Below are 18,612 nucleotides of genomic sequence, written 5' to 3'. Positions count from 1 at the left end.
GTGCCTATAGCAGCGGGTTTCGCGAACGCGCAAGGCCCGTAATGCGCTTTTATCGCAATGGGCTGAATCCGCGGAGTCCACGCAGATATTGCGTCTCGATATCGAGCACCGAAACCCCGTTGCCCACCTCGACCGTCGCGTTGGCGAGCGGCGGGCGCGCGCGGCCGATGCGGGTGTTGCTGCGCAGCCCGACGCCGTCCTGCCAGAAGTCGAACTTGTCCTGCGCGCGGCGCGAATGGAGGAACAGCAGCGCATAGCGCCCCGGATGTGGCACGCGAATGCACATCGCGACTTGCCCGGCGACCGGCGCGTCGACGGTCACGCGGCGAAACACCTTGCCCTCGGCGAGCAACTCGGTGTCGGAGCGCATGAAGTCGGCGTCGTTCGCGGGATAGAGCTCGAGCTTGAGCTGCCCGCGGCGGTCCTTGAGATCGAGCACGTTGACTTGGATCGCCGGCCCCTTGCCCGAGCTGCAATGCGCGGCATCGGTGCCCATGATGCCGCCGGCCTGCGCCACGCTCGGGAGTGCCAGCATCGCGCCGCAGACACCCAGCGCGAGATTCAAGATCGTCTTCATCCTCAGTCCCACATACGGTGGCGTATCGCCCACTTCAGAACCGCAGCCCGAACACCACATTGGCGATCGGGTTCATCCCGCCGCGCGCGCGGTTGCTCAGCCGGTCCATGGCGCGCGGCAAATTGGCATTGGCGTTGCCGATCAGGCTGCCGACCTCGACCCCGAACAGCGCGTTCTTGAAGGTGCCCGTATAACCGACCGTCGCGGCGGGCGTGTGGCGGTTGAAGCCAGTCCGCACCGCATTGCCGCTGCCAGGCAGACGCGGGTTGTACAGCAGGCCAGCAGTCGCCTTCTCGGCGTCCTTGAGGAAATTGGCGACCTGGAAGAAGCGCATGCCGGCGGAGAGCCGCAGGCCGCTGCCGCCGAGCGGATAATAATCGATCATCGAGCTCGCGAAGCGATGCTGCATCGGGCCTGTAGGATCGCCAAGCGGGCTGATGCTTGTCGAAGTGGTCAGCAGATCGGTGCGCACGCGGAAATCGGGGGTGAGTTTCGCCTCGACCGGCAACATCCGTTCGACGACCGTGGACAGCGGCGAATCGAGCGCGTCCGCCGGCGCGGCGGATGCGGCGACCGGCATGGTCGCGGCGATCAGTCCCAACGAAATCCCGAGCGCAATCCGCATGGCCATCCTCCCGAGCCGACCGCAAGACGCCCCCGCCTGCAATCGCTCTCGATACCGTGACGGCGCCAGCGCGAGAGAACCGCCAGATACCGTCCCCGGCTGCGACAAAACGGTTCGTCGCATCGACGAACGGATTTCCGCATTCGTCATCGCCGCGTCAGTTGCGGTTCATGTGGCCCGCGCTATCGGTGACGCGACCAGAAGATTGGCGGAGCCTTGCGCCACCTCGATCGTTCTGCGCTTCATGGCCCGCACGGCACGGTTCGCCGCACTGGACCGCCTCTGGAGATCGAAATGCCGATAGCTTCCCCAACGCTTAGAAAATCCCTGGTGGTCGCGCTCGGCGCCGTCACCCTGCTGACGTCCGCTTGCGCTACCGAATCCACCTATGGCCCCGCGGTCGGACGCGGCTTCGAACGCTCGGGCTATAGCGATCGCCAGATCGAGGCGAACCGCTTCATGGTCAGCTTCTCGGGCAACAGCTACACCGCGCGCGACACGGTCGAAAAATATCTGCTGTATCGCGCAGCCGAACTGACGGTGCAGAACGGTGGCGATTATTTCGTCTTCGCCGATCGTGAAGTCGACAAGAAGACGCGCACCTATACCACGCCCGGAATCGGCGGGTATGGCGGCGGGTTCGGTTATGGTGGCGGTTTCGGTGGCGGCTATTGGGGCCCGAGCTGGCGCTATCGCGGCCGCGGCTTCGGCTGGCGCAGCTGGGATCCATATTTCGGCGATCCCTTCTTCGACCGCGGGATCGACGTCAACACGATCGACAAATACGAAGCCAATGCCGAGATCGTGATCGGCAAGGGTCCGAAGCCCAAGGACAACATTCGCGCATTCGACGCGCATGACGTTATCGCCAACCTCGGGCCGAGCATCGTCACGCCCAAGTGATCGCGCGCCCGGTCGCGCCCAGCGCGGCCGGGACCTGATACCGAATACGAAAAAGCCGCACCCGCTCTTGAGCGGATGCGGCTTTTTTGTTGGAGCGGCGCCCGTGGGCGCCGCGTCCTTAGTAGCGGTAGTGGTCGGGCTTGAACGGGCCTTCGACCGGAACGCCGATATAGCCAGCCTGCTTCGGGGTCAGCTGCGAGAGCTTCACGCCGAGCTTTTCGAGGTGGAGCGCTGCAACCTTCTCGTCGAGGTGCTTCGGCAGGACGTACACTTCGTTCTTGTAGTTCTCGCCCTTGGTCCACAGCTCGATCTGCGCGAGCGTCTGGTTGGTGAACGATGCCGACATCACGAACGACGGGTGGCCCGTGGCGCAGCCGAGGTTCACCAGACGACCCTTGGCGAGGATGATGATCTGCTTGCCATCGGGGAACTTCACCAGGTCGGTGCCCGGCTTCACTTCGTCCCACTCATAGTTCGACAGCGCGGCGATCTGGATCTCCGAGTCGAAGTGGCCGATGTTGCAGACGATCGACATCGGCTTCATCGCCGCCATGTGCTCGGCGGTGATGACGTCGGCATTGCCGGTCGCGGTGCAGAAGATGTCCGCGCGGGTCACGGCCTCTTCCATCGTTACGACTTCGAAGCCCTCCATCGCGGCCTGCAGCGCGCAGATCGGATCGACTTCGGTGACCATCACGCGCGCGCCGCCGTTGCGGAGCGACTGCGCCGAACCCTTGCCGACGTCACCGAAACCGGCGACGCAGGCGACCTTGCCGGCGAGCATCACGTCGGTCGCGCGACGGATCGCGTCGACCAGCGATTCCTTGCAGCCGTAGAGGTTGTCGAACTTCGACTTCGTCACCGAGTCGTTGACGTTGATCGCGGGGAACGGCAGCTCGCCCTTCTTGGCGATCTCGTACAGGCGGTGGACGCCCGTCGTGGTCTCTTCCGAAACGCCCTTCAGGTTCTTGACGGTCTCGGTCAGGTAACCGGGATACTTCGCCACGAACGCCTTCAATGCGCGCTGGAATTCGACTTCCTCGTCATTCTCGGGCTCGCCCATCGTGTGGCCAGCTTCGAGCTTGGCGCCCCACAGCGCGAACATCGTCGCGTCGCCGCCATCGTCGAGGATGATGTTGGCGGTCTGGCCGTTGCCACCCTTGTCGGCGTCCGCACCCCAGTTGAAGATGTCGCCGACATAGTTCCAATAGTCGGCCAGGCTCTCGCCCTTGATCGCGAACACGGGAACGCCCGTCGCGGCGATCGCGGCAGCGGCATGGTCCTGCGTCGAGAAGATGTTGCACGTCGCCCAGCGGACGTCGGCGCCGAGCGCGGTCAGCGTCTCGATCAGCACCGCGGTCTGGATCGTCATGTGCAGCGAACCGGTGATGCGCGCGCCCTTGAGCGGCTGCGATGCGGCGAATTCTTCGCGCAGCGCCATCAGGCCGGGCATCTCGGTCTCGGCGATGTTGATTTCCTTGCGACCGAAATCGGCAAGCGTGATGTCGGCGACGACATAGTCGTTCGCAGGGCGGTCGAGAACGGTGGCCACGGGGCTATCTCCGGTTGTGTGATGCCGCGCCCCTACCCGCAAAACGCCTCCGGATCAAATATAAAGATATCTTTATGTCTTGCCCGGAAATCCGGAAAACCGTCTCACGCCCGCCCGGCCTCGCTGACCAGCAGGCGCGGATCGATCCCGGCAATCGCAAAACCCGCCTCCCAGCGGGCGTCGGCCGCGACGTCGTACAGGAGATCCGGCGTTGCCGCGACGTTGAACCAGCCATGCCGCGTCATCTCGCCATCGAGCTGCCCCTCGGACCACCCGGCATAGCCGAGCGCGACAAGCCAGCGCGACGGGCCGCGGCCCTCGGCAATCGCCTTGAGCACGTCGATCGTCCCCGACAGCCCCCACAGCGCACCCGCCGCGCCGGCCACTTCGATCGTATCCTGTCCTGCCCAATCGAGCGTGTGGAGCACGAAGCCGCGCCGCGGCTCGACCGGGCCGCCGAAATGCACCGGGGCGTCGGGCGCGACGCCCGGATCGATCTCGAGCTGCTCGAGCACGGCGTGCAGCCCCAGCCCCTCGATCGCCGTGCCGACCCCGATGCCGAGCGCGCCCTCCGCGTCATGCGCGCACATCGCGATCACGGCATGATCGAAGCGCGGGTCGCCGATCCCGGGCATCGCCAGCAGAAACTGGCCGGTAAGGAAAGTCGCTTGATCCATGCACCGAACATAGGCCCGTGCCGCGCGGCTCGCCACGCTTGAAATTCACGCCCGCCTGCACGACGTACGGCGCGCCGCTCGCACTTTCTTCACCGGGCGGCGCAACAGGAGAGATTTCCATGACGATCAGCGTCGGCGACCGTATCCCGAGCATCACCCTCACCAAGGCCACGGCCGATGGCCCCGATCAAATCAGCTCGGACGAGTTCTTCAAGGGCCGCAAGGTCGCGCTGGTCGCGGTACCCGGCGCCTTCACCCCGACCTGCTCGGCGCGTCACCTGCCCGGCTTCGTCGACAAGGCTGCCGAACTCAAGGCCAAGGGCGTCGACGAGATCGCGTTCACCTCGGTCAACGATGCCTTCGTGATGGGCGCTTGGGGCAAGGCGAGCGACGCTGGCGACATCGTGATGCTCGCCGACGGCAATGCCGATTTCGCCAAGGCCGTCGGCCTGACCTTCGACGGTTCGAAGTTCGGCATGGGCGAGCGCAGCCAGCGCTATTCGATGCTCGTCAACGACGGCGTCGTCGAGCAGCTCAACGTCGAAGCCCCCGGCGCGTTCGAAGTCTCGTCGGCCGAGCATCTGCTGAGCGAAATCTGACCCTCGTCGCGGCGAAGCGAGCGATCGCGACGCCGCGCCGATCGCGCTCACGGAACCTGGCCCGTCTCAATGAGTTGCTAGGGATGAGTTCATTGGAAAGGGCAGTGCCATGAGCGACCACAAAATCGATTCGACCAAGTCCGCGGCCAGCACGACCGAAACGATCATCGAGCAGGCCGAAGGGCTGTTCGAGCAGGCCAAGGACGCCGTGACCGAGGCGTTCACCGCGACGGTCGACGCGGCCAAGGCCAACCCGCTTGCCGCTGCCGGAATCGCGGCAGGTGCAGCAGCGGCGATCGCCGGTGCGGCGTTCGGGGCAAGCAAGCTGCTCGCCAAGGATGACGAGCCGACGAAGACCGACGCGAAGGCCTGACAGCCTGAAGATCGCGTGCCATCCCGGCCAACGTCGGGGTGGCGCCGACTTGCCAGCGTAACGGTCCCGGTTTAGCCCTTTGGGATGACGCAAGCATCCGACATCGTCGCCGAACTCGATCGGCTCTATCGCGCCTCGGTGGCGCGGCTTCAGCAGGCGCTGACCGCCTATCTCGCGACGGGCGAGCAACCCGCACCCGAAAGCCGCCACGATGGCAGCTTCGCCTATCCCGAAATCCACCTTCACTATCGCGGCGGGAGCGACCGGCCGACGCCGATGCGATCGTTCGGTCGGCTCGTCACCGAAGGCGATTACGCGATCAGCGTCACCAAGCCCGCGATCTTTGCCGACTATCTCACCGAACAGTTGACGCTGCTGATCGAGGATTACGACGTCACGGTCGAGGCGGTCGCGGGGCGGCAGGAAATCCCTTTCCCGTATGTGATCGATCCCGGCCACGCGCTCAGCCTCGACCAAGTCTCCGCAGTCGAACTCGCGCGCTATTTCCCGGCGACCGAGCTCGCGCATATCGGCGACGAGATCGCCGACGGCCTGTACGCCGTCAGCGACGGCGCGCGCCCGCTCGCGCTGTTCGATGGCCTGCGCACCGACTTCTCGCTCGCGCGGCTGCGGCATTACACCGGGACGCCGCCCGAGCATGTCCAGCGCTATGTGCTGTTCACCAACTATCACCGCTATGTCGACGAGTTCGTCCGCTGGGCGTTCAGCCAGCTCGCGCCTGGATCCGACGGCACACCATCGCGCTACAGCGGCGTGTCGGGTGCGGGCGGCGTGCTGCTGCGCGCAGGCGACGATGTCGAGGCGGCGCTTGCCGATACCAGCGCATGGCGGCGCCACCAGATGCCGGCCTATCATCTGATGGCGGCGGACGGCACCGGGATCACGCTCGTCAATATCGGCGTCGGCCCGGCGAACGCCAAGACGATCTGCGACCATCTCGCGGTGCTACGGCCCGAGGCGTGGCTGATGATCGGCCATTGCGGTGGCCTGCGCCCGAGCCAGCGGATCGGCGATTATGTGCTCGCGCACGCCTATCTGCGCGACGATCACGTACTCGACGACGTGCTGCCGCCCGCGATTCCCGTCCCCGCGATCGCCGAAGTCCAGCTCGCGCTCGCCCGCGCCGCCGAGACGATCTCGGGCCAGTCGGGCGACGAACTCAAGCGGCGGCTGCGCACCGGCACGATCGTCACCACCGACGACCGCAATTGGGAGCTGCAATATTCGCGCAGCGCCCTGCGCTTCTCGCTCAGCCGTGCGGTCGGGATCGACATGGAATCGGCGACGATCGCCGCGCAGGGCTATCGCTTCCGCGTGCCCTATGGGACGCTGCTGTGCGTCTCGGACAAACCGCTCCACGGCGAATTGAAGCTGCCGGGGCAAGCCAACCGCTTCTACGAACGCGCGATCAGCGAGCATATGCGGATCGGCATCGAGGCGTGCGAGGAATTGCGCCGCGAGGGGCAGAAGCTCCACAGCCGCAAGCTCCGCGCGTTCAACGAACCCCCCTTCCGCTAAGCCACGCCCCGTTGGGGGACACCCCGGCGGCTTCGTGCGTTACGCAAGCTCAACGAACAAGGACGACCCCATGGCAACGCCGCCCAAAAAGCCGACCGATACTGAGTCCAAGCGCCCGGCGGCGGACGCATCTGCGACGCCGCCCCCACCGGCCAAGGCCAAGCCCGCCACCCCGCGCAAGACAGCGGCCACCAGCAAAACGCCAGTTGAAGCCACGGTAAAGGCCACCCCGACCAAGGCCCCCGCCCCGCGCAAGCCCGCCAAGCCGCGTCCGACGACCTCGACGCGCGCGACGGCAAGCAAGCCAGCGACCGCGCGCAAGGCGCCTGCCAAGACGACTGCCGCCGCCGCCGCCACGCCGCGCGCCAAGTCCGGGAGCCGCTGGGGCAAAGCCACCGTCGTCGGCGGGATCGCCGCGATCGGCGCCGCCGCCACCGCCGCGCTCTTCGCCCTGCGCTCGAGCACGCCGCGCGACGAAAAGCTCAACCCCGGCGCGCACGCGCATCAGGCCGATGGCACCGATTCGAGCGCGTCGTTCGAAGCCGGGATCGCCGATGAAGGCACGGTTCCGGAATAAGTCAGGACGGTGATCGGACGTCGTGCGGCCGATCACCCATCGTTCACCGCTCGGCCAAACTGAATTCTACCGTCAGCGTCACATCGGTCGCCACGGAGTCGCTGGGAGCCGAGGCGGCGAGGCCGATCATCCGGACCATCTGACCTGCAAAATCGGTCGAGTTCCAGTCCTGCTTCTCGCTGATCCTCGTCAGCGTGGCAGGTCCGGACCCTAGCGACACGGCGTACGCAGCAGCTTCCTGCCTTGCCTTGGTCAATGCTTGCTGCTTGGCCGCACGCCGCGCTGTCGTATCGTCGATCAAGATCGCGAGCGGCTTTTCGGACGGTTTCGCGTCGGCCGCCGTAAGCGCCGCAATCGCGCGCATCGCCACCGGCCGACTTGGCGCGTCAAACGAAACCGGCGCATTCGCACCCAGCCGCTCGGCCGGCTTTGGCTTCGTCGCCGCTCCGGGACTTGCGAGCAGATCCTTCAAATCGACCGTATTGCAACCATACGACCCGCGCGTGCCGGACATCGCCCCCATCATCCCGGCGAGCGAGGGCCGTTCGAGCGGCTGCGCCTTGGTGACGCCGATGGCGCGCAGGCTCGCTTCGAGCTCGGCGACCTTGCGCGCCAACGCCGCATCCGCCTCGGCCTTTGTAGCACCGCAGGCGAGGACGTTGCCCGAGACGCGAAAGCGATCTGCGGGCGTTTCAACGTGCCCGGAAGCAACGATCTCAACCGTCACAGGCGGGCTCCCGCCGGTGACGGCCTGGCCCGCGAGAACGGCCATGATCAGGAAGGACGTTACCATCCGCTTGGCTTCCCCTGGTTCTGCTTGTCCAGCCACGCCTTGAGTGGCGCGAAATACTCGACCATCGCCTGGCCCGACAGCTCGCGGCTGCCGGTGAACGCCTGCAGCGCCTCGGGCCACGGCTTCGACTGGCCCATCGCGAGCATCGCATCCAACTTCGCGCCGACTTCCTTGTTGCCGTAGAACGAACAGCGATGCAGCGGCCCGGTCCAGCCCGACTGCTTGCACGCCGCCTGATAGAATTGGAACTGGTAGAGCCGCGCGAGGAAGTAGCGCGCATAGGGCACGCTCGCCGCGACATGGTATTTCGCGCCCGGATCGAAGCGCGTCTCGTCGCGCGGCACCGGCGGGACGATCCCCTGATACTTCAGCCGCAGCTCGTTCCAGCTCTTCTCATACTGCGCCTCCGGCGTCGCGCCCGAGAACACGCCCCAACGCCATTTGTCGATCAGCAGGCCGAATGGCAGGAAGGCGACCTTGTCCATCGCCTGCTTGAGCAGCAGGCCGATATCCTTGTCGGGGCTCGGCACCTTGGCGGGATCGAGCAGGCCGATCTTGACCAGATAATCGGGCGTGATCGACAGCGCGACGAAATCGCCGATCGCCTCGTGGAAGCCGTCGTTCGCGCCGTTGCGGTAGAGGAAGGGCTGCGCGTTATACGCGCGCTGATAGTAATTATGGCCCATCTCGTGATGGATCGTGACGAAGTCGTCGCCATTGACCTTGGTGCACATCTTGATCCGCAAATCGTTGACGCTGTCGACGTCCCACGCCGAGGCATGACACACGACTTCGCGGTCGGCCGGCTTCACGATCTGCGAGCGCGCCCAGAAGGTATCGGGCAGCGGCTTGAAGCCGAGCGAGGAATAGAAGCCCTCGCCGGTCTTGAACATCTTGATCGGATCGTAGCGCTTGGCCTTCAGCAGCTCGCCCACGTCGTAGCCGACATCGCCCGCGCCTGCCGGGGCGACGACATCATAGATATTGCCCCATTCCTGCGCCCACATGTTGCCGAGCAGATCGGCGCGGATCGCGCCGGTCTTGGGCTGCACCGCATCACCATATTTCGCGTTGAGCTTCCAGCGGACATAGGTGTGGAGCGCCTTGTAGAGCGGCTCGACCTGCTTCCACAGCGTGTCGGTGGTCGCCTTGAACTGAGCCGGCGTCATGTCATACCCCGAGCGCCACAGCGCGCCGACATCGGCATAACCGAGCCCCTTCGCGCCCTGGTTGGCGATCACCACCTCGCGCGCGAAATCCTTGCGCATCGGCGCGCCGACGGCGTCGTGCCAGCTGACCCACATCTCCTTCGACTTGGCGGGATCGCGCACCTCGCCCATCGCCGCCTCGATGTCGCTGCCGTTGATCGGCTTGCCGTCGAGCGTTCCCTTGCCCTTGCCATAGTCCGAGCCGAGCTTGGTCACGATCGTCGACAGCTCGGCTGCAGCACCCGGCGTGGTCGGCGCGGGCAGCGTCAGGCCGTTGCGGAGCAGATCGAGCTTGCGCTTGGTGTCGAACGACAGTCCGGGCAGGCTCGCATATTTCGCGGCCTCGAGCGCGAGGCGGACCTGCATCTCGGTGCCCTCGGCGCCGAACTTGGCGGCGATCGCATCGGTGTCATCGGTGATGTAGGTCGCGTTGATCCACGCCGCCTGCTGAGCTGGGGTAGAGAAATCCGCGAGCTCCTTTTCCGCACGCGCGACGAAGGCGTCGGCCTCAGCGGTGGTGGGGGCGGCCGTCGCGGCAGCGGGCGCCGGCGCGGCCGCGGCGAGCGTCGGCGTGGTCGCCAGCGCCAGAACGAGCGCGAGCGAAGAAATACCTGTGCGGATCATGGAAAGCCCCGTTTTACGTGATGCGGCAATCTGTGCCGCATCACGCGCCCGGTCAAGCCGCGAGAAACTCTGCGATTGCCGCGCCGAGCTCGGGCTTGAGCACCGCGCTCATATGGTTGCCCGGCACCGACCGGAAGGTCGCATGCCGCATCGCTTCGGCGAGCGCTTCGCCCGAGCCATTGTCGTCGTCATCGACGCCGGTGACCACGAGGGTCGACGTCTCGATCGCCGCGATCGCCTCGGCCGGCGTATCGACGAAGGTGTCGAGGATGCGCAGCAACGCCACCGGATCGCCGCCCGTGGTCTTGAGGAACGCCTCGGTCAGCCACTCGCTGCTCCCGCGCGCGAAGCTGCCGAGGTTGGTCAGCACGTTGTGGAAATAATGCCCGCGCCCCGAGGTGTGAAGGATGCCCTCGAGCCCCATCCCCGACAGCACCGCGCGTCGCGGCGTCGCGCCATTGGCAAGCATCCGCATCGTCGTACGCCCACCGAGCGAATAGCCCGCGAGATCGTAATCGGAGAGCCCGAGGTGCTCGATCAGCGCGAAGCCGTCGCGCATCAGCACGTCGGGCGGATAGCTGGCGGTATCATGCGGCTTGGCGCTGTCGCCATGCGCGCGCAGGTCGGGCATGATCACGCGGAAACCCGCCGCAGCGATCTTCGCGGCGTGGCCGTATTTAATCCAGTTGATCGTCGCGTTCGAGAAGAAGCCGTGGATCAGCACGACAGGGCGCCCCTCGCCCATTTCGCGCCATGCCAGGCGGGTGTCATCGAAGCTCTCGAAGAACTGCGGTTCAGTCGGGGAGTTTGCCAAGCGCTTTCATCCATCGATCGGCCGTGGAGGGGTTATCCGCCACGCGCGGCGTCGTCGGAAGGTCCTTAGTGTCGAGCCATGCCGCGTGCCAAGTCTCGGGCGAGAAATGCTGCATCGGGCGGTAGCGCGACGGGTCGTCGAAGCTGCTGACGGTGAGGTCCATATTTTCGCCGGGCTCGAGATATTCGAAGGTCAGCGGCGTCCCGCACGCGCTGCAGAAGCCGCGCTGCGCGATCGGCGAACTCTGGTAGCGATCGGGTTCGCGCTCCCAGCTGACATTGGCGATCTTGACGCCCTTTAGCGCGATCGAGATGCCGCCCGTCGCGCGCCGGCACATCTTGCAGTGGCAGACATAGGCGTCGTCATTGTCGATCACGACGCTGTGGCGGATGCGGCCGGATTGGCACAGCCGCCGGTGACGGTTTCGATCATGGTGTCGATCATGGTGTCGATCCCAGCACGTTGACGATTCCCCCCAACGGATGACCCGACAGCTTCCCCGCGAACACAGTATCCGCCGTCAAGAGTTGATCATCCAGCCCCTCGGCCGCGGCAAGGTAGAGGCAGTCATAAAAGGCGTGGCGCAGCTCGATCGACAAATCGAACGCGCGGGCCACAAACGACGCATCGTCGAGCAGCGAAATAAGCGATGGTAAGCGCGCGAAGCGTTCTTCGGCACCCTCGACCGAAAGCTCGGCACGTCGGATGCGCTTCGTGAGCGCGTGGCCAATTTCGGCAAGGATCAAGGTCGGAGCCGAAAGGGTGGTCCCCGAAGCGATCCAGGCGATCGCCTACTCGCTGTCGGACTCCGCGACAAGCCATTTGAACGCGACGCTCGCGTCGACGATCACTCGTCCCTTCCCTCGCGGATCAAATCGATTCCAGGCGTCTGCGGCGCACCCGGGATTTGGGCACCGCGACTCCAGGCCTGCATCTCGCGCACGATCGCGAGCTTTTCCGCGACGGTCAGCTGTGCCGCCTGATGGATCGCCGCCCGCGCGACGGCCTCGACCGAAGTTTTGCGTTCACGCGCCAAATTTTCCAGCCGCGTGATCGTGGCGTCATCAATCTGGCGAATGAGGAGCTGTGCCATGAGCCGATGATATCACGGCGCTATCATCGGCTCAATTAAGCCTCAGTCCCCCTTGTTGAGATACCGCCGCCCGAGCAACTCCGCGATCTGCACTGCGTTCAACGCCGCACCCTTGCGGAGATTGTCGCTAACGCACCACAAAGACAAGCCGTTCTCGACGGTCGAATCCTCGCGCACGCGGCTGATGAAGGTCGCATATTCGCCGACGCATTCGACCGGCGTGACGTATCCGCCGTCCTCGCGCTTATCGACGAGCATCACGCCCGGCGCCTCGCGGAGGATCTTTTGCGCCTGGGCAGCCGAGATCTCGTTCTCGAACTCGATGTTGATCGACTCCGAATGCCCGACGAACACCGGCACGCGCACGCAGGTCGCGGTGACCTTGATCTTGGGATCGAGGATCTTCTTGGTCTCGACCACCATCTTCCACTCTTCCTTGGTCGACCCATCGTCGAGGAAGCTGTCGATGTGCGGGATCACGTTGAACGCGATCTGCTTGGTGAACTTCTTGGCTTCGGCCGAATCGCCGACGAAGATGTTGCGCGATTGCTCGAACAGCTCGTCCATCCCCGCCTTGCCCGCGCCCGACACCGACTGATAGGTCGAGACGACGACACGCTTGATCTTGGCGAAATCATGCAAGGGCTTGAGCGCGACGACCATCTGCGCGGTCGAGCAGTTGGGGTTGGCGATGATGTTGCGCTTGGTATAGCCCGCGATTGCATCGGGGTTCACTTCCGGCACGATCAGCGGCACGTCGGGGTCCATGCGGTAGAGCGACGAATTGTCGATCACCGTGCAACCCGCCGCGGCAAAGCGCGGCGCGTGGATCTTGGTCCCTTCCGAGCCGATCGCGAACAGCGCCATGTCCCAGCCGGTCGGATCGAAATGGTCGATGTTCTGCACCTTGAGCTTGCGCCCCGTCTCGCCGAAATCGACCTCGTCCCCCTGGCTGCGCGACGATGCGACCACGGCGATATCGTCGAGCGGAAATTCGCGTTCGCTCAGAATATTGAGCATCTCGCGCCCGACATTGCCCGTCGCACCCGCGACCACGATCCGATAACCCATATATTCCTCCAATTCGGATCGCGCCCGTAGCGACATTACGCCGGCACGTCCAATCGCTTTGCTAATCGTGCGTGCGCGCCTGCCAGGTGGCATGGGTTATTCCATGCACCGTGGCGAGATGATCGGTCAGCGCGTCGAGCTCGCTCACCGCTATATTGGTACTTACGAGCTTGGCCACAATCTCCACCCGGTCCTCGCCGCGCGAGATGATGTCGAGCTCGGCGACCGGCAGCTGCGCGGTCTCGAGATGCTCGGTGAGCAGGTCGCCCATCGGGCCTGCTTTCTCGGCATCGGTGGTGATCGTCACGCTATAGGTCGCCTCGACGCTGCGGCCCTCGAGCGGGATGCGGTTGATGGCATCGACCAGCGGGCGCAGCATCGTGTTGGCGAGGATGACGAAGCCGGTGAGCAGCACCGCCTCGGCGATCATGTCGCTCCCCGCGATCGCGCCGACTGCGGCCGAGCACCAGAGGGTTGCGGCGGTGTTGAGCCCGCGGACGTTCATCCCCTCCTTCATGATCACGCCCGCGCCGAGGAAGCCGATCCCCGACACGACATAGGCGATGATCCGGATCGACTCGACGTCGCCGCCGAGCCGCTGCCCGAGATCGACGAACGCCGCCGAACCGAGCGCGACCAGCGCATTGGTGCGCAGGCCCGCGGTACGCTGGCGATACTGGCGTTCTGCACCGATCAGCGTGCCGAGGATGAAGGCCGCGACGTAGCTGACGACGGTGTCGAGGAACGGCCAGAGATGGAACGTGGTGAGGAACCGCATGATGATGGCCGCCCTAGCCCGATTGTCTCGCTACCGCCTCCCCGGCGAAGGCCGGGGCCCAGGAGCGAAGGTAGAGGTAACGGAGCGCAGCCGCTCGCATGCTCTCGTGTCGCTCCTGGGCCCCGGCCTTCGCCGGGGAAGTATCAGCGCCGTTATTCTTACTTCTTGTCCTTCACGTTGCGATCGAGGAACGTCAGGATCGTCCCCCACAGATGCTCGCTGATCCCCGGCCCACCGACGCGGTGCGTATAGCCCGGGTAGAACATCATCTCGAACGGCGTCGCGGTCGCCTGCATCCGTGCCGCAAACGCCGTCGAGTTGGTGAACACCACATTGTCGTCCGCCATGCCGTGGATCAGCAGCAGCGGATCCTTGATGTCGGGCGCCTTGCCGAGCGCGTCCGACGCGAGATAGGCCTGCTTGTCGGCGACCGGCGAGCCCATGTAGCGCTCGGTATAATGGGTGTCGTACTGCTCCCATTGCGTCACCGGCGCGCCCGACACGCCGGCGGCATAGACGCCCTGGTTCGCCTCGAGCATCTTGATCGTCATATAGCCGCCATACGACCAGCCATAGATCGCGACCTTCGCGGGATCGACGAACGGCTGGCTCTTGATGAACTTCGCGCCCGCCAGCTGATCGGCGACCTCGACCGTCCCCATCGCGCGGTAGATGTGATCCTCGAACGCCTTGCCGCGATTGTACGAGCCGCGATTGTCGATCTGGAAATAGATATAGCCGTGCTGCACGAGGTACTGCGGCAGCGCGCCGCCCCAGCCGCGCGTGACCTGCTGCCCGGTGCCCGGGCCGCCATAATGCTGGAAGAAGACGGGGTATTTCTTGCCCGGCGCGAGCGGCGGAGTGATCATCTCGTAATAGAGCTCGGTGCCGTCATCGGCCTTGATCGTGCCGAACTTGGTCTGCTGGTGGCTCGCGAGATACGGGTAGTATGGATGCCCTGGCTTGATCGCATTCTCGTTGATCCACGACAGCCGCTTGCCGTCGACGTCGGCGAGATAGACCTGCGTCGGCTGGGCCGCGCTCGAGCGCGAGACGATAATCCGCGTCGCGGCGTCGTCCATCGTGCCGTTGTTCCACCAGCCGGCTTCGGTGAGGCGCGTGATCACGTTCGGACGCGCGATGTCGACCGAATAGAGGTGCTGCTCGAGCACGCCATCCTTATTACCGGTAAAGAACAGCCGCCCCTTGGCCTCGTCGACGCCGAGCAGCGCCTGGACGACCCAGTCCCCCTTGGTCAGCGCGGTCCACTGGCCCTTGTCGAAGCGATACAGATGGCCGAAGCCGGTCCGCTCCGAACGCCAGATCAGGCTGCCATCCTTCATCGGACGATATGCGTCGGACAGGTTCAACCAGCTGCGCGTGCCCGATTTCTCGGTGAACAGCACCGTGGCCTTGCCCGTCGCAGGATCGACCTTGAGCATGTCGAGCGTCTTCTGGTCGCGGCTCTCGCGCTGGACGAGCAGCGCGCTGCCATCGGGCGTCCAGTCGACGCGCGCGAGATAGATGTCGGGGTTTGTGCCGAGATCGACCTTTACCTTCCCCGACCCGTCCGCCTTCATCACGTACAGCGCGACCGCGACGTTGGGCGTGCCCGCGGCGGGATAGCGCTGGTCATAGACCTTGGTCCCGTTCGCACCGATCGCAGCGCGCGTGACGATCCCGACGGGCGCCTCGTCGAAGCGCTCGACCGCGATGTGGCTGTCGGCAGGCGACCACCAATATCCCGTCCGCCGGTCCATTTCCTCCTGCGCGACGAACTCCGCCTCGCCCCAATGCACCGTTCCGCCGCCATCGCTGCTGACGGCCCGCGCATCGCCGCCACCGAGCGGCTGGACGAAGAGGTTCTGCCCGCGCACGAAGCTGACGAAGCCCCCCTTCGGGCTGATCACCGGGTTGAGCGCGCCATCGCCCGGCGCGTTGGTCAGCCGTCGCGTCGTCCCGTCGAGCCCGGCGAGATACAGGTCGCCGTCGATCGGCACGAGGATCGTCTTGCCATCGGGCGCCCAATCATAGGTCACGATCCCCTTCGAGCCCGCGATGCGCGCGCGCTCGCGCTGCATCTTCTCGGCCTCGGATAGCTCGGCACCCGATCCGACCTTCTTCGAATCGACCAGCATCCGCTCGACGCCGGTGCGCGTGTCGCGCGCCCACAGGTCGAAGCGCTCCTTCTCCTCGGCGCGCGGGCGCAGCGAGGTGAGCAGCGTGCCGTCGGGCGAGAGCTTGACGCCGCGCGGCTGGACGCCCGAGAGGTCGGGGCTGCCGAATACCGCTTTCAGCGTCAGCGGGGTGGCGACGGGATCAGCAGCCATGGCCGGCGCCGCCGCACAGGCGAGCATCACGCCCGCAAAAGCCCAACTCGCCCGCATCCCGCATCTCCAGTCCCTGTCGCGCCCCAGACGGGCGGTGGAGCGCGCTTATCGCGGGCCCCGCGCGCCAGGTAAAGGGACGTTAGGCGAGTGCAGGCGCGCCCTCGGCCTGCGGCGCGCGCGGACGCTTGCGCCATGGCAGCACGCGCTGCTCGACCAGCGACCGCCACGCCCATTCGACCGGCGCGATGTCGTACTGCCGCACCCACAGGTTCGCGCCGACCAGCAGCACCGCGTCGATCACCAACGCGGTTACCATCAGCGGCCCCCAGCTCATCTTGCCGTACAGGCCGAGCACGAACGGCGGATACAGCACCCACAGGCAGATCAGCGTCTGCGCGATGTAGATCGACAGCGCGGTCCGCCCCGCCGCAACGAAGGGCCGCAACAGCCGCGCGCCGAACACGGTCGAGACGAGCAGGTTGATCAGCGCGACATGCCCGAGCGTCATTGCCTGACGCGCAATCTCGTAGCTCGCCCAGAAGGTGTAGGGGCCGTTGCCGAACTGCATCTGCTCGTGCGCGCCGATCATGCGGAGCGGGATCCCGACACCATAGGCGATGACTGCCATCCAGACATAAAAGCGCCGCGACCGCCGCCCCTGCAGGATGCCGAGCTTGTAGAGCGCCGCGCCGAGCAGCATCACGCTCGCCGCCTCCCAGACGAACAGCACTTCGAGAAATTGCGATTCTATGTCGAGAAAGCTGTGCCATTGCGCCGCTGCCCAGGTCGCGAAGGTGCCGGTCCGCGCGGCGTCTTCCGCCGCAATGTCGCTGCGCGATTTGGCCTTGGTCTCGGCGCGCTTCTTGGTCTTCTCGGCCTTGCTCTTGAGCAGCTTGCGCTCGTCGGCGGTCGGCTTGGCACCGGCCGCGACCTTGGCCTCGATCGCAGCGACCTGCGCACGCGTCTGCAGCGTCTGATAATAGCCGAAATAGCCGCCGCCGACGAGCTGGAACAGCGCGAGCGTCAGCCCGATCATGATCAGCAGCCGCGGCCGCAACCGCCGGAACAGGAACGCCACCAACGCCGCGAGCCCATAGGTGTGCAGGATGTCACCAGGCCAGAGCAGGATGAAGACATGGACGAGCCCGAAGGCGAACAAGATCAGGTTGCGGACATAGTAGCGCCGCAGCACGACCCTCTCGCCCGCCCGTTCGGCGACACGGTCGGTGAGGATCACCATCCCCGCGCCGAACAGCATCTCGAGCATGCAGCGCGCGGTGCCGTTGGCGAACACCTCGCGCAGCCACCACGCCACCTGATCGCTCGCCGACCAGCCGAGATGGCGAATGTCGTCGAACGACGCATAGAGCGACTGCCCCATGTCGTTGATGTTCATGAACAGGATGCCGAGGATCGCCACCCCGCGCAGGATATCGAGCACCGCGATGCGCGGCGCGCCATCGGGTTCGGCGGCAGTGGTGATCGCGACGTCGGACATGTTTCCCCCCATGGCCTCAAATCGCGAAAAGTATAGCGCGATGACGTGTGTTATGCAAGCATTACACAATCCCGCTTTCGGAAGGAAAGCCGCGCTGCGAGGGTATTCGATGCAACAGAGACGTATCCGTCTGGTCGCGCTCGGCGCCGCGCTCCTCGTCGCGGCGGCAAGCCCCGTGTCGAGCCAGTTGATCCACGACCGGATCTACCCCGCGCCGACCGCCCCGATCGCCGCGGCGCCGCTCCCAGCGGGCGCGCAGCGGGTAACGCTGACGACGAGCGACGGCCTCGCCATCACCGGCGCCGAAATCGCACCGCGGCCGGGCAAGCCGACGCTGCTCGTCTTCCACGGCAATGCGTCGAGCGCGATGGGCTCGCTCGACTGGTTCGCACCATTGATCGCCGCGGGCTATGGCGTGGTCGCCGCCGAATATCGCGGCTATTCGGGCAATCCCAGCCGAGCCGACGAGGCCGGCCTCGGGCGCGATGCCGACGCGTTCTACGCCGAGGCCAAGCGCCTTGCCGGCAGCAACCGCGTGATCGTTATCGGCCACAGCCTCGGCGGCGGCGTCGCGTTCGGCTTGGCGATGCGGCAAAAGCTCGACGCGCTGGTGACGATCGGCACCTTCACCGGCCTGCGCGCGATGGCACCGAAGCTCGCGCGCAGCTTCATCGCCGATCGCTACGACAATCTCGCTGCGGTGCCCAAGCTCGACGAACCCTATTTCCTGATCCACGGCCTCGCGGACGACACCGTCCCCGTCGCGATGGGCCAGGAACTCCACAAGGCCGCGTTCCTCGCCAAGCGCGACCGCTTCAGCGCAGTTATCCGCGGTGCCGACCACCATCCCGACGGCGCGGTGATCGCCCCTATCATGGAAGCGATCGCCGCGCGCCTCGACCATCCCGACGCTCCCACCCCGCCGCTGCCCGAGAGCGTCAAGCTGATCGCGTTCCGCTAGGTCGCGCTGCGCGGCGCATC

Annotated in this window: 19 protein-coding genes and 1 pseudogene; 6 read left to right on the top strand and 14 right to left on the bottom strand. The window is 65.6% G+C overall.

Annotated elements, in window-relative coordinates:
- Positions 1–49 precede the first annotated feature (49 nt).
- Both E2E30_RS04120 and E2E30_RS04115 read right to left on the bottom strand, forming a co-directional pair.
- Positions 50–577 carry a DUF2141 domain-containing protein gene (locus E2E30_RS04120; protein ID WP_165954452.1) on the bottom strand — a complete coding sequence of 176 codons (528 nt, stop codon included), beginning with the start codon at positions 575–577 and terminating at the stop codon, positions 50–52.
- 34 nt (positions 578–611) lie between these two features.
- The gene (locus E2E30_RS04115; protein WP_133187515.1) at positions 612–1,202 is read right to left on the bottom strand and encodes a hypothetical protein; all 591 of its coding nucleotides are present in this window, start codon (positions 1,200–1,202) and stop codon (positions 612–614) included.
- Positions 1,203–1,496: 294 nt separating this feature from the next.
- Here E2E30_RS04115 and E2E30_RS04110 point away from each other — a divergent pair, with 294 nt between their 5' ends.
- Positions 1,497–2,105 (top strand): CC0125/CC1285 family lipoprotein, encoded by a 609-nt coding sequence (locus E2E30_RS04110; protein ID WP_133187513.1) that lies wholly within the window; start codon positions 1,497–1,499, stop codon positions 2,103–2,105.
- A 118-nt stretch (positions 2,106–2,223) separates the two neighbouring features.
- Here E2E30_RS04110 and ahcY read toward each other — a convergent pair whose 3' ends face one another.
- Together ahcY and E2E30_RS04100 are read right to left on the bottom strand one after the other, a co-directional pair.
- The gene (ahcY, locus tag E2E30_RS04105) at positions 2,224–3,657 is read right to left on the bottom strand and encodes an adenosylhomocysteinase (protein ID WP_133187511.1); all 1,434 of its coding nucleotides are present in this window, start codon (positions 3,655–3,657) and stop codon (positions 2,224–2,226) included.
- Between the two features lie 104 nt (positions 3,658–3,761).
- The gene (locus tag E2E30_RS04100; RefSeq protein ID WP_133187509.1) at positions 3,762–4,334 is read right to left on the bottom strand and encodes a YqgE/AlgH family protein; all 573 of its coding nucleotides are present in this window, start codon (positions 4,332–4,334) and stop codon (positions 3,762–3,764) included.
- 119 nt (positions 4,335–4,453) lie between these two features.
- On the opposite strand from E2E30_RS04100, the gene E2E30_RS04095 reads away from it, so the two are divergent.
- From E2E30_RS04095 to E2E30_RS04080, 4 genes are all read left to right on the top strand, one after another.
- A complete protein-coding gene (locus E2E30_RS04095) occupies positions 4,454–4,933 on the top strand; it encodes a peroxiredoxin (RefSeq protein WP_133187507.1) in 480 nt (159 codons plus the stop codon).
- A 109-nt stretch (positions 4,934–5,042) separates the two neighbouring features.
- Positions 5,043–5,306, top strand: a complete 264-nt coding sequence (locus E2E30_RS04090) for a hypothetical protein (protein WP_133187505.1) — start codon at positions 5,043–5,045, stop codon at positions 5,304–5,306.
- 84 nt (positions 5,307–5,390) lie between these two features.
- A complete protein-coding gene (locus E2E30_RS04085; protein ID WP_133187503.1) occupies positions 5,391–6,845 on the top strand; it encodes an AMP nucleosidase in 1,455 nt (484 codons plus the stop codon).
- 70 nt (positions 6,846–6,915) lie between these two features.
- Entirely contained in the window at positions 6,916–7,422 is a 507-nt protein-coding gene (locus E2E30_RS04080) for a hypothetical protein (protein ID WP_133187501.1), read from the top strand.
- A 43-nt stretch (positions 7,423–7,465) separates the two neighbouring features.
- Here E2E30_RS04080 and E2E30_RS04075 read toward each other — a convergent pair whose 3' ends face one another.
- The 10 genes and pseudogenes from E2E30_RS04075 to E2E30_RS04030 form a co-directional block, all read right to left on the bottom strand.
- Positions 7,466–8,215: an SIMPL domain-containing protein gene (locus E2E30_RS04075; RefSeq protein WP_133187499.1), complete on the bottom strand. Its 750-nt coding sequence runs from the start codon at positions 8,213–8,215 to the stop codon at positions 7,466–7,468.
- Positions 8,209–10,047: a M2 family metallopeptidase gene (locus tag E2E30_RS04070; protein ID WP_133187497.1), complete on the bottom strand. Its 1,839-nt coding sequence runs from the start codon at positions 10,045–10,047 to the stop codon at positions 8,209–8,211. Before E2E30_RS04070 ends, E2E30_RS04075 begins: the two co-directional genes overlap by 7 nt.
- Positions 10,048–10,099: 52 nt before the next feature.
- Positions 10,100–10,861, bottom strand: a complete 762-nt coding sequence (locus tag E2E30_RS04065) for an alpha/beta fold hydrolase (protein ID WP_133187495.1) — start codon at positions 10,859–10,861, stop codon at positions 10,100–10,102.
- Positions 10,842–11,293 (bottom strand): annotated as a pseudogene (locus tag E2E30_RS04060) (GFA family protein). The gene E2E30_RS04065 and the pseudogene E2E30_RS04060 overlap by 20 nt, the downstream one beginning before the upstream one ends.
- Positions 11,294–11,301: 8 nt before the next feature.
- Positions 11,302–11,640: a type II toxin-antitoxin system VapC family toxin gene (locus tag E2E30_RS04055; protein ID WP_272482949.1), complete on the bottom strand. Its 339-nt coding sequence runs from the start codon at positions 11,638–11,640 to the stop codon at positions 11,302–11,304.
- A gap of 68 nt (positions 11,641–11,708) precedes the next feature.
- Positions 11,709–11,954, bottom strand: coding sequence for a FitA-like ribbon-helix-helix domain-containing protein (locus tag E2E30_RS04050; RefSeq protein ID WP_133187491.1), 246 nt, complete (start codon positions 11,952–11,954; stop codon positions 11,709–11,711).
- A 42-nt stretch (positions 11,955–11,996) separates the two neighbouring features.
- On the bottom strand, positions 11,997–13,025 hold the full coding sequence (locus E2E30_RS04045; protein WP_133187489.1) for an aspartate-semialdehyde dehydrogenase: 1,029 nt from the start codon (positions 13,023–13,025) through the stop codon (positions 11,997–11,999).
- 61 nt (positions 13,026–13,086) lie between these two features.
- Entirely contained in the window at positions 13,087–13,803 is a 717-nt protein-coding gene (locus E2E30_RS04040; RefSeq protein WP_133187487.1) for an MgtC/SapB family protein, read from the bottom strand.
- A 158-nt stretch (positions 13,804–13,961) separates the two neighbouring features.
- Positions 13,962–16,190: a S9 family peptidase gene (locus E2E30_RS04035; protein ID WP_133187485.1), complete on the bottom strand. Its 2,229-nt coding sequence runs from the start codon at positions 16,188–16,190 to the stop codon at positions 13,962–13,964.
- A gap of 82 nt (positions 16,191–16,272) precedes the next feature.
- Positions 16,273–17,631 carry a DUF418 domain-containing protein gene (locus tag E2E30_RS04030; protein ID WP_133187483.1) on the bottom strand — a complete coding sequence of 453 codons (1,359 nt, stop codon included), beginning with the start codon at positions 17,629–17,631 and terminating at the stop codon, positions 16,273–16,275.
- A gap of 109 nt (positions 17,632–17,740) precedes the next feature.
- On the opposite strand from E2E30_RS04030, the gene E2E30_RS04025 reads away from it, so the two are divergent.
- The gene (locus E2E30_RS04025) at positions 17,741–18,592 is read left to right on the top strand and encodes an alpha/beta hydrolase (RefSeq protein ID WP_133187481.1); all 852 of its coding nucleotides are present in this window, start codon (positions 17,741–17,743) and stop codon (positions 18,590–18,592) included.
- Positions 18,593–18,612: the final 20 nt, after the last annotated feature.

The sequence above is a fragment of the Sphingomonas sp. AAP5 genome (assembly GCF_004354345.1).
In the GTDB taxonomy this organism is placed as follows: domain Bacteria; phylum Pseudomonadota; class Alphaproteobacteria; order Sphingomonadales; family Sphingomonadaceae; genus Sphingomonas; species Sphingomonas glacialis.
Note: the sequence above shows the minus strand (reverse complement) of the source record. Positions and strands in the feature narration are given on the sequence as shown.

Excerpts from the sequence above, each read along its gene's own strand:
- E2E30_RS04045 (WP_133187489.1), bottom strand. The coding sequence starts at position 13,025 with ATGGGTTATCGGATCGTGGTCGCGGGTGCGACGGGCAATGTCGGGCGC.
- E2E30_RS04100 (WP_133187509.1), bottom strand. The coding sequence starts at position 4,334 with ATGGATCAAGCGACTTTCCTTACCGGCCAGTTTCTGCTGGCGATGCCC.
- E2E30_RS04095 (WP_133187507.1), top strand. The coding sequence starts at position 4,454 with ATGACGATCAGCGTCGGCGACCGTATCCCGAGCATCACCCTCACCAAG.
- E2E30_RS04025 (WP_133187481.1), top strand. The coding sequence starts at position 17,741 with ATGCAACAGAGACGTATCCGTCTGGTCGCGCTCGGCGCCGCGCTCCTC.
- E2E30_RS04080 (WP_133187501.1), top strand. The coding sequence starts at position 6,916 with ATGGCAACGCCGCCCAAAAAGCCGACCGATACTGAGTCCAAGCGCCCG.
- E2E30_RS04085 (WP_133187503.1), top strand. The coding sequence starts at position 5,391 with ATGACGCAAGCATCCGACATCGTCGCCGAACTCGATCGGCTCTATCGC.
- E2E30_RS04115 (WP_133187515.1), bottom strand. The coding sequence starts at position 1,202 with ATGCGGATTGCGCTCGGGATTTCGTTGGGACTGATCGCCGCGACCATG.
- E2E30_RS04075 (WP_133187499.1), bottom strand. The coding sequence starts at position 8,215 with ATGGTAACGTCCTTCCTGATCATGGCCGTTCTCGCGGGCCAGGCCGTC.
- E2E30_RS04070 (WP_133187497.1), bottom strand. The coding sequence starts at position 10,047 with ATGATCCGCACAGGTATTTCTTCGCTCGCGCTCGTTCTGGCGCTGGCG.
- E2E30_RS04040 (WP_133187487.1), bottom strand. The coding sequence starts at position 13,803 with ATGCGGTTCCTCACCACGTTCCATCTCTGGCCGTTCCTCGACACCGTC.
- E2E30_RS04030 (WP_133187483.1), bottom strand. The coding sequence starts at position 17,631 with ATGTCCGACGTCGCGATCACCACTGCCGCCGAACCCGATGGCGCGCCG.
- E2E30_RS04035 (WP_133187485.1), bottom strand. The coding sequence starts at position 16,190 with ATGCGGGCGAGTTGGGCTTTTGCGGGCGTGATGCTCGCCTGTGCGGCG.
- E2E30_RS04090 (WP_133187505.1), top strand. The coding sequence starts at position 5,043 with ATGAGCGACCACAAAATCGATTCGACCAAGTCCGCGGCCAGCACGACC.
- E2E30_RS04110 (WP_133187513.1), top strand. The coding sequence starts at position 1,497 with ATGCCGATAGCTTCCCCAACGCTTAGAAAATCCCTGGTGGTCGCGCTC.
- E2E30_RS04050 (WP_133187491.1), bottom strand. The coding sequence starts at position 11,954 with ATGGCACAGCTCCTCATTCGCCAGATTGATGACGCCACGATCACGCGG.
- E2E30_RS04120 (WP_165954452.1), bottom strand. The coding sequence starts at position 577 with ATGAAGACGATCTTGAATCTCGCGCTGGGTGTCTGCGGCGCGATGCTG.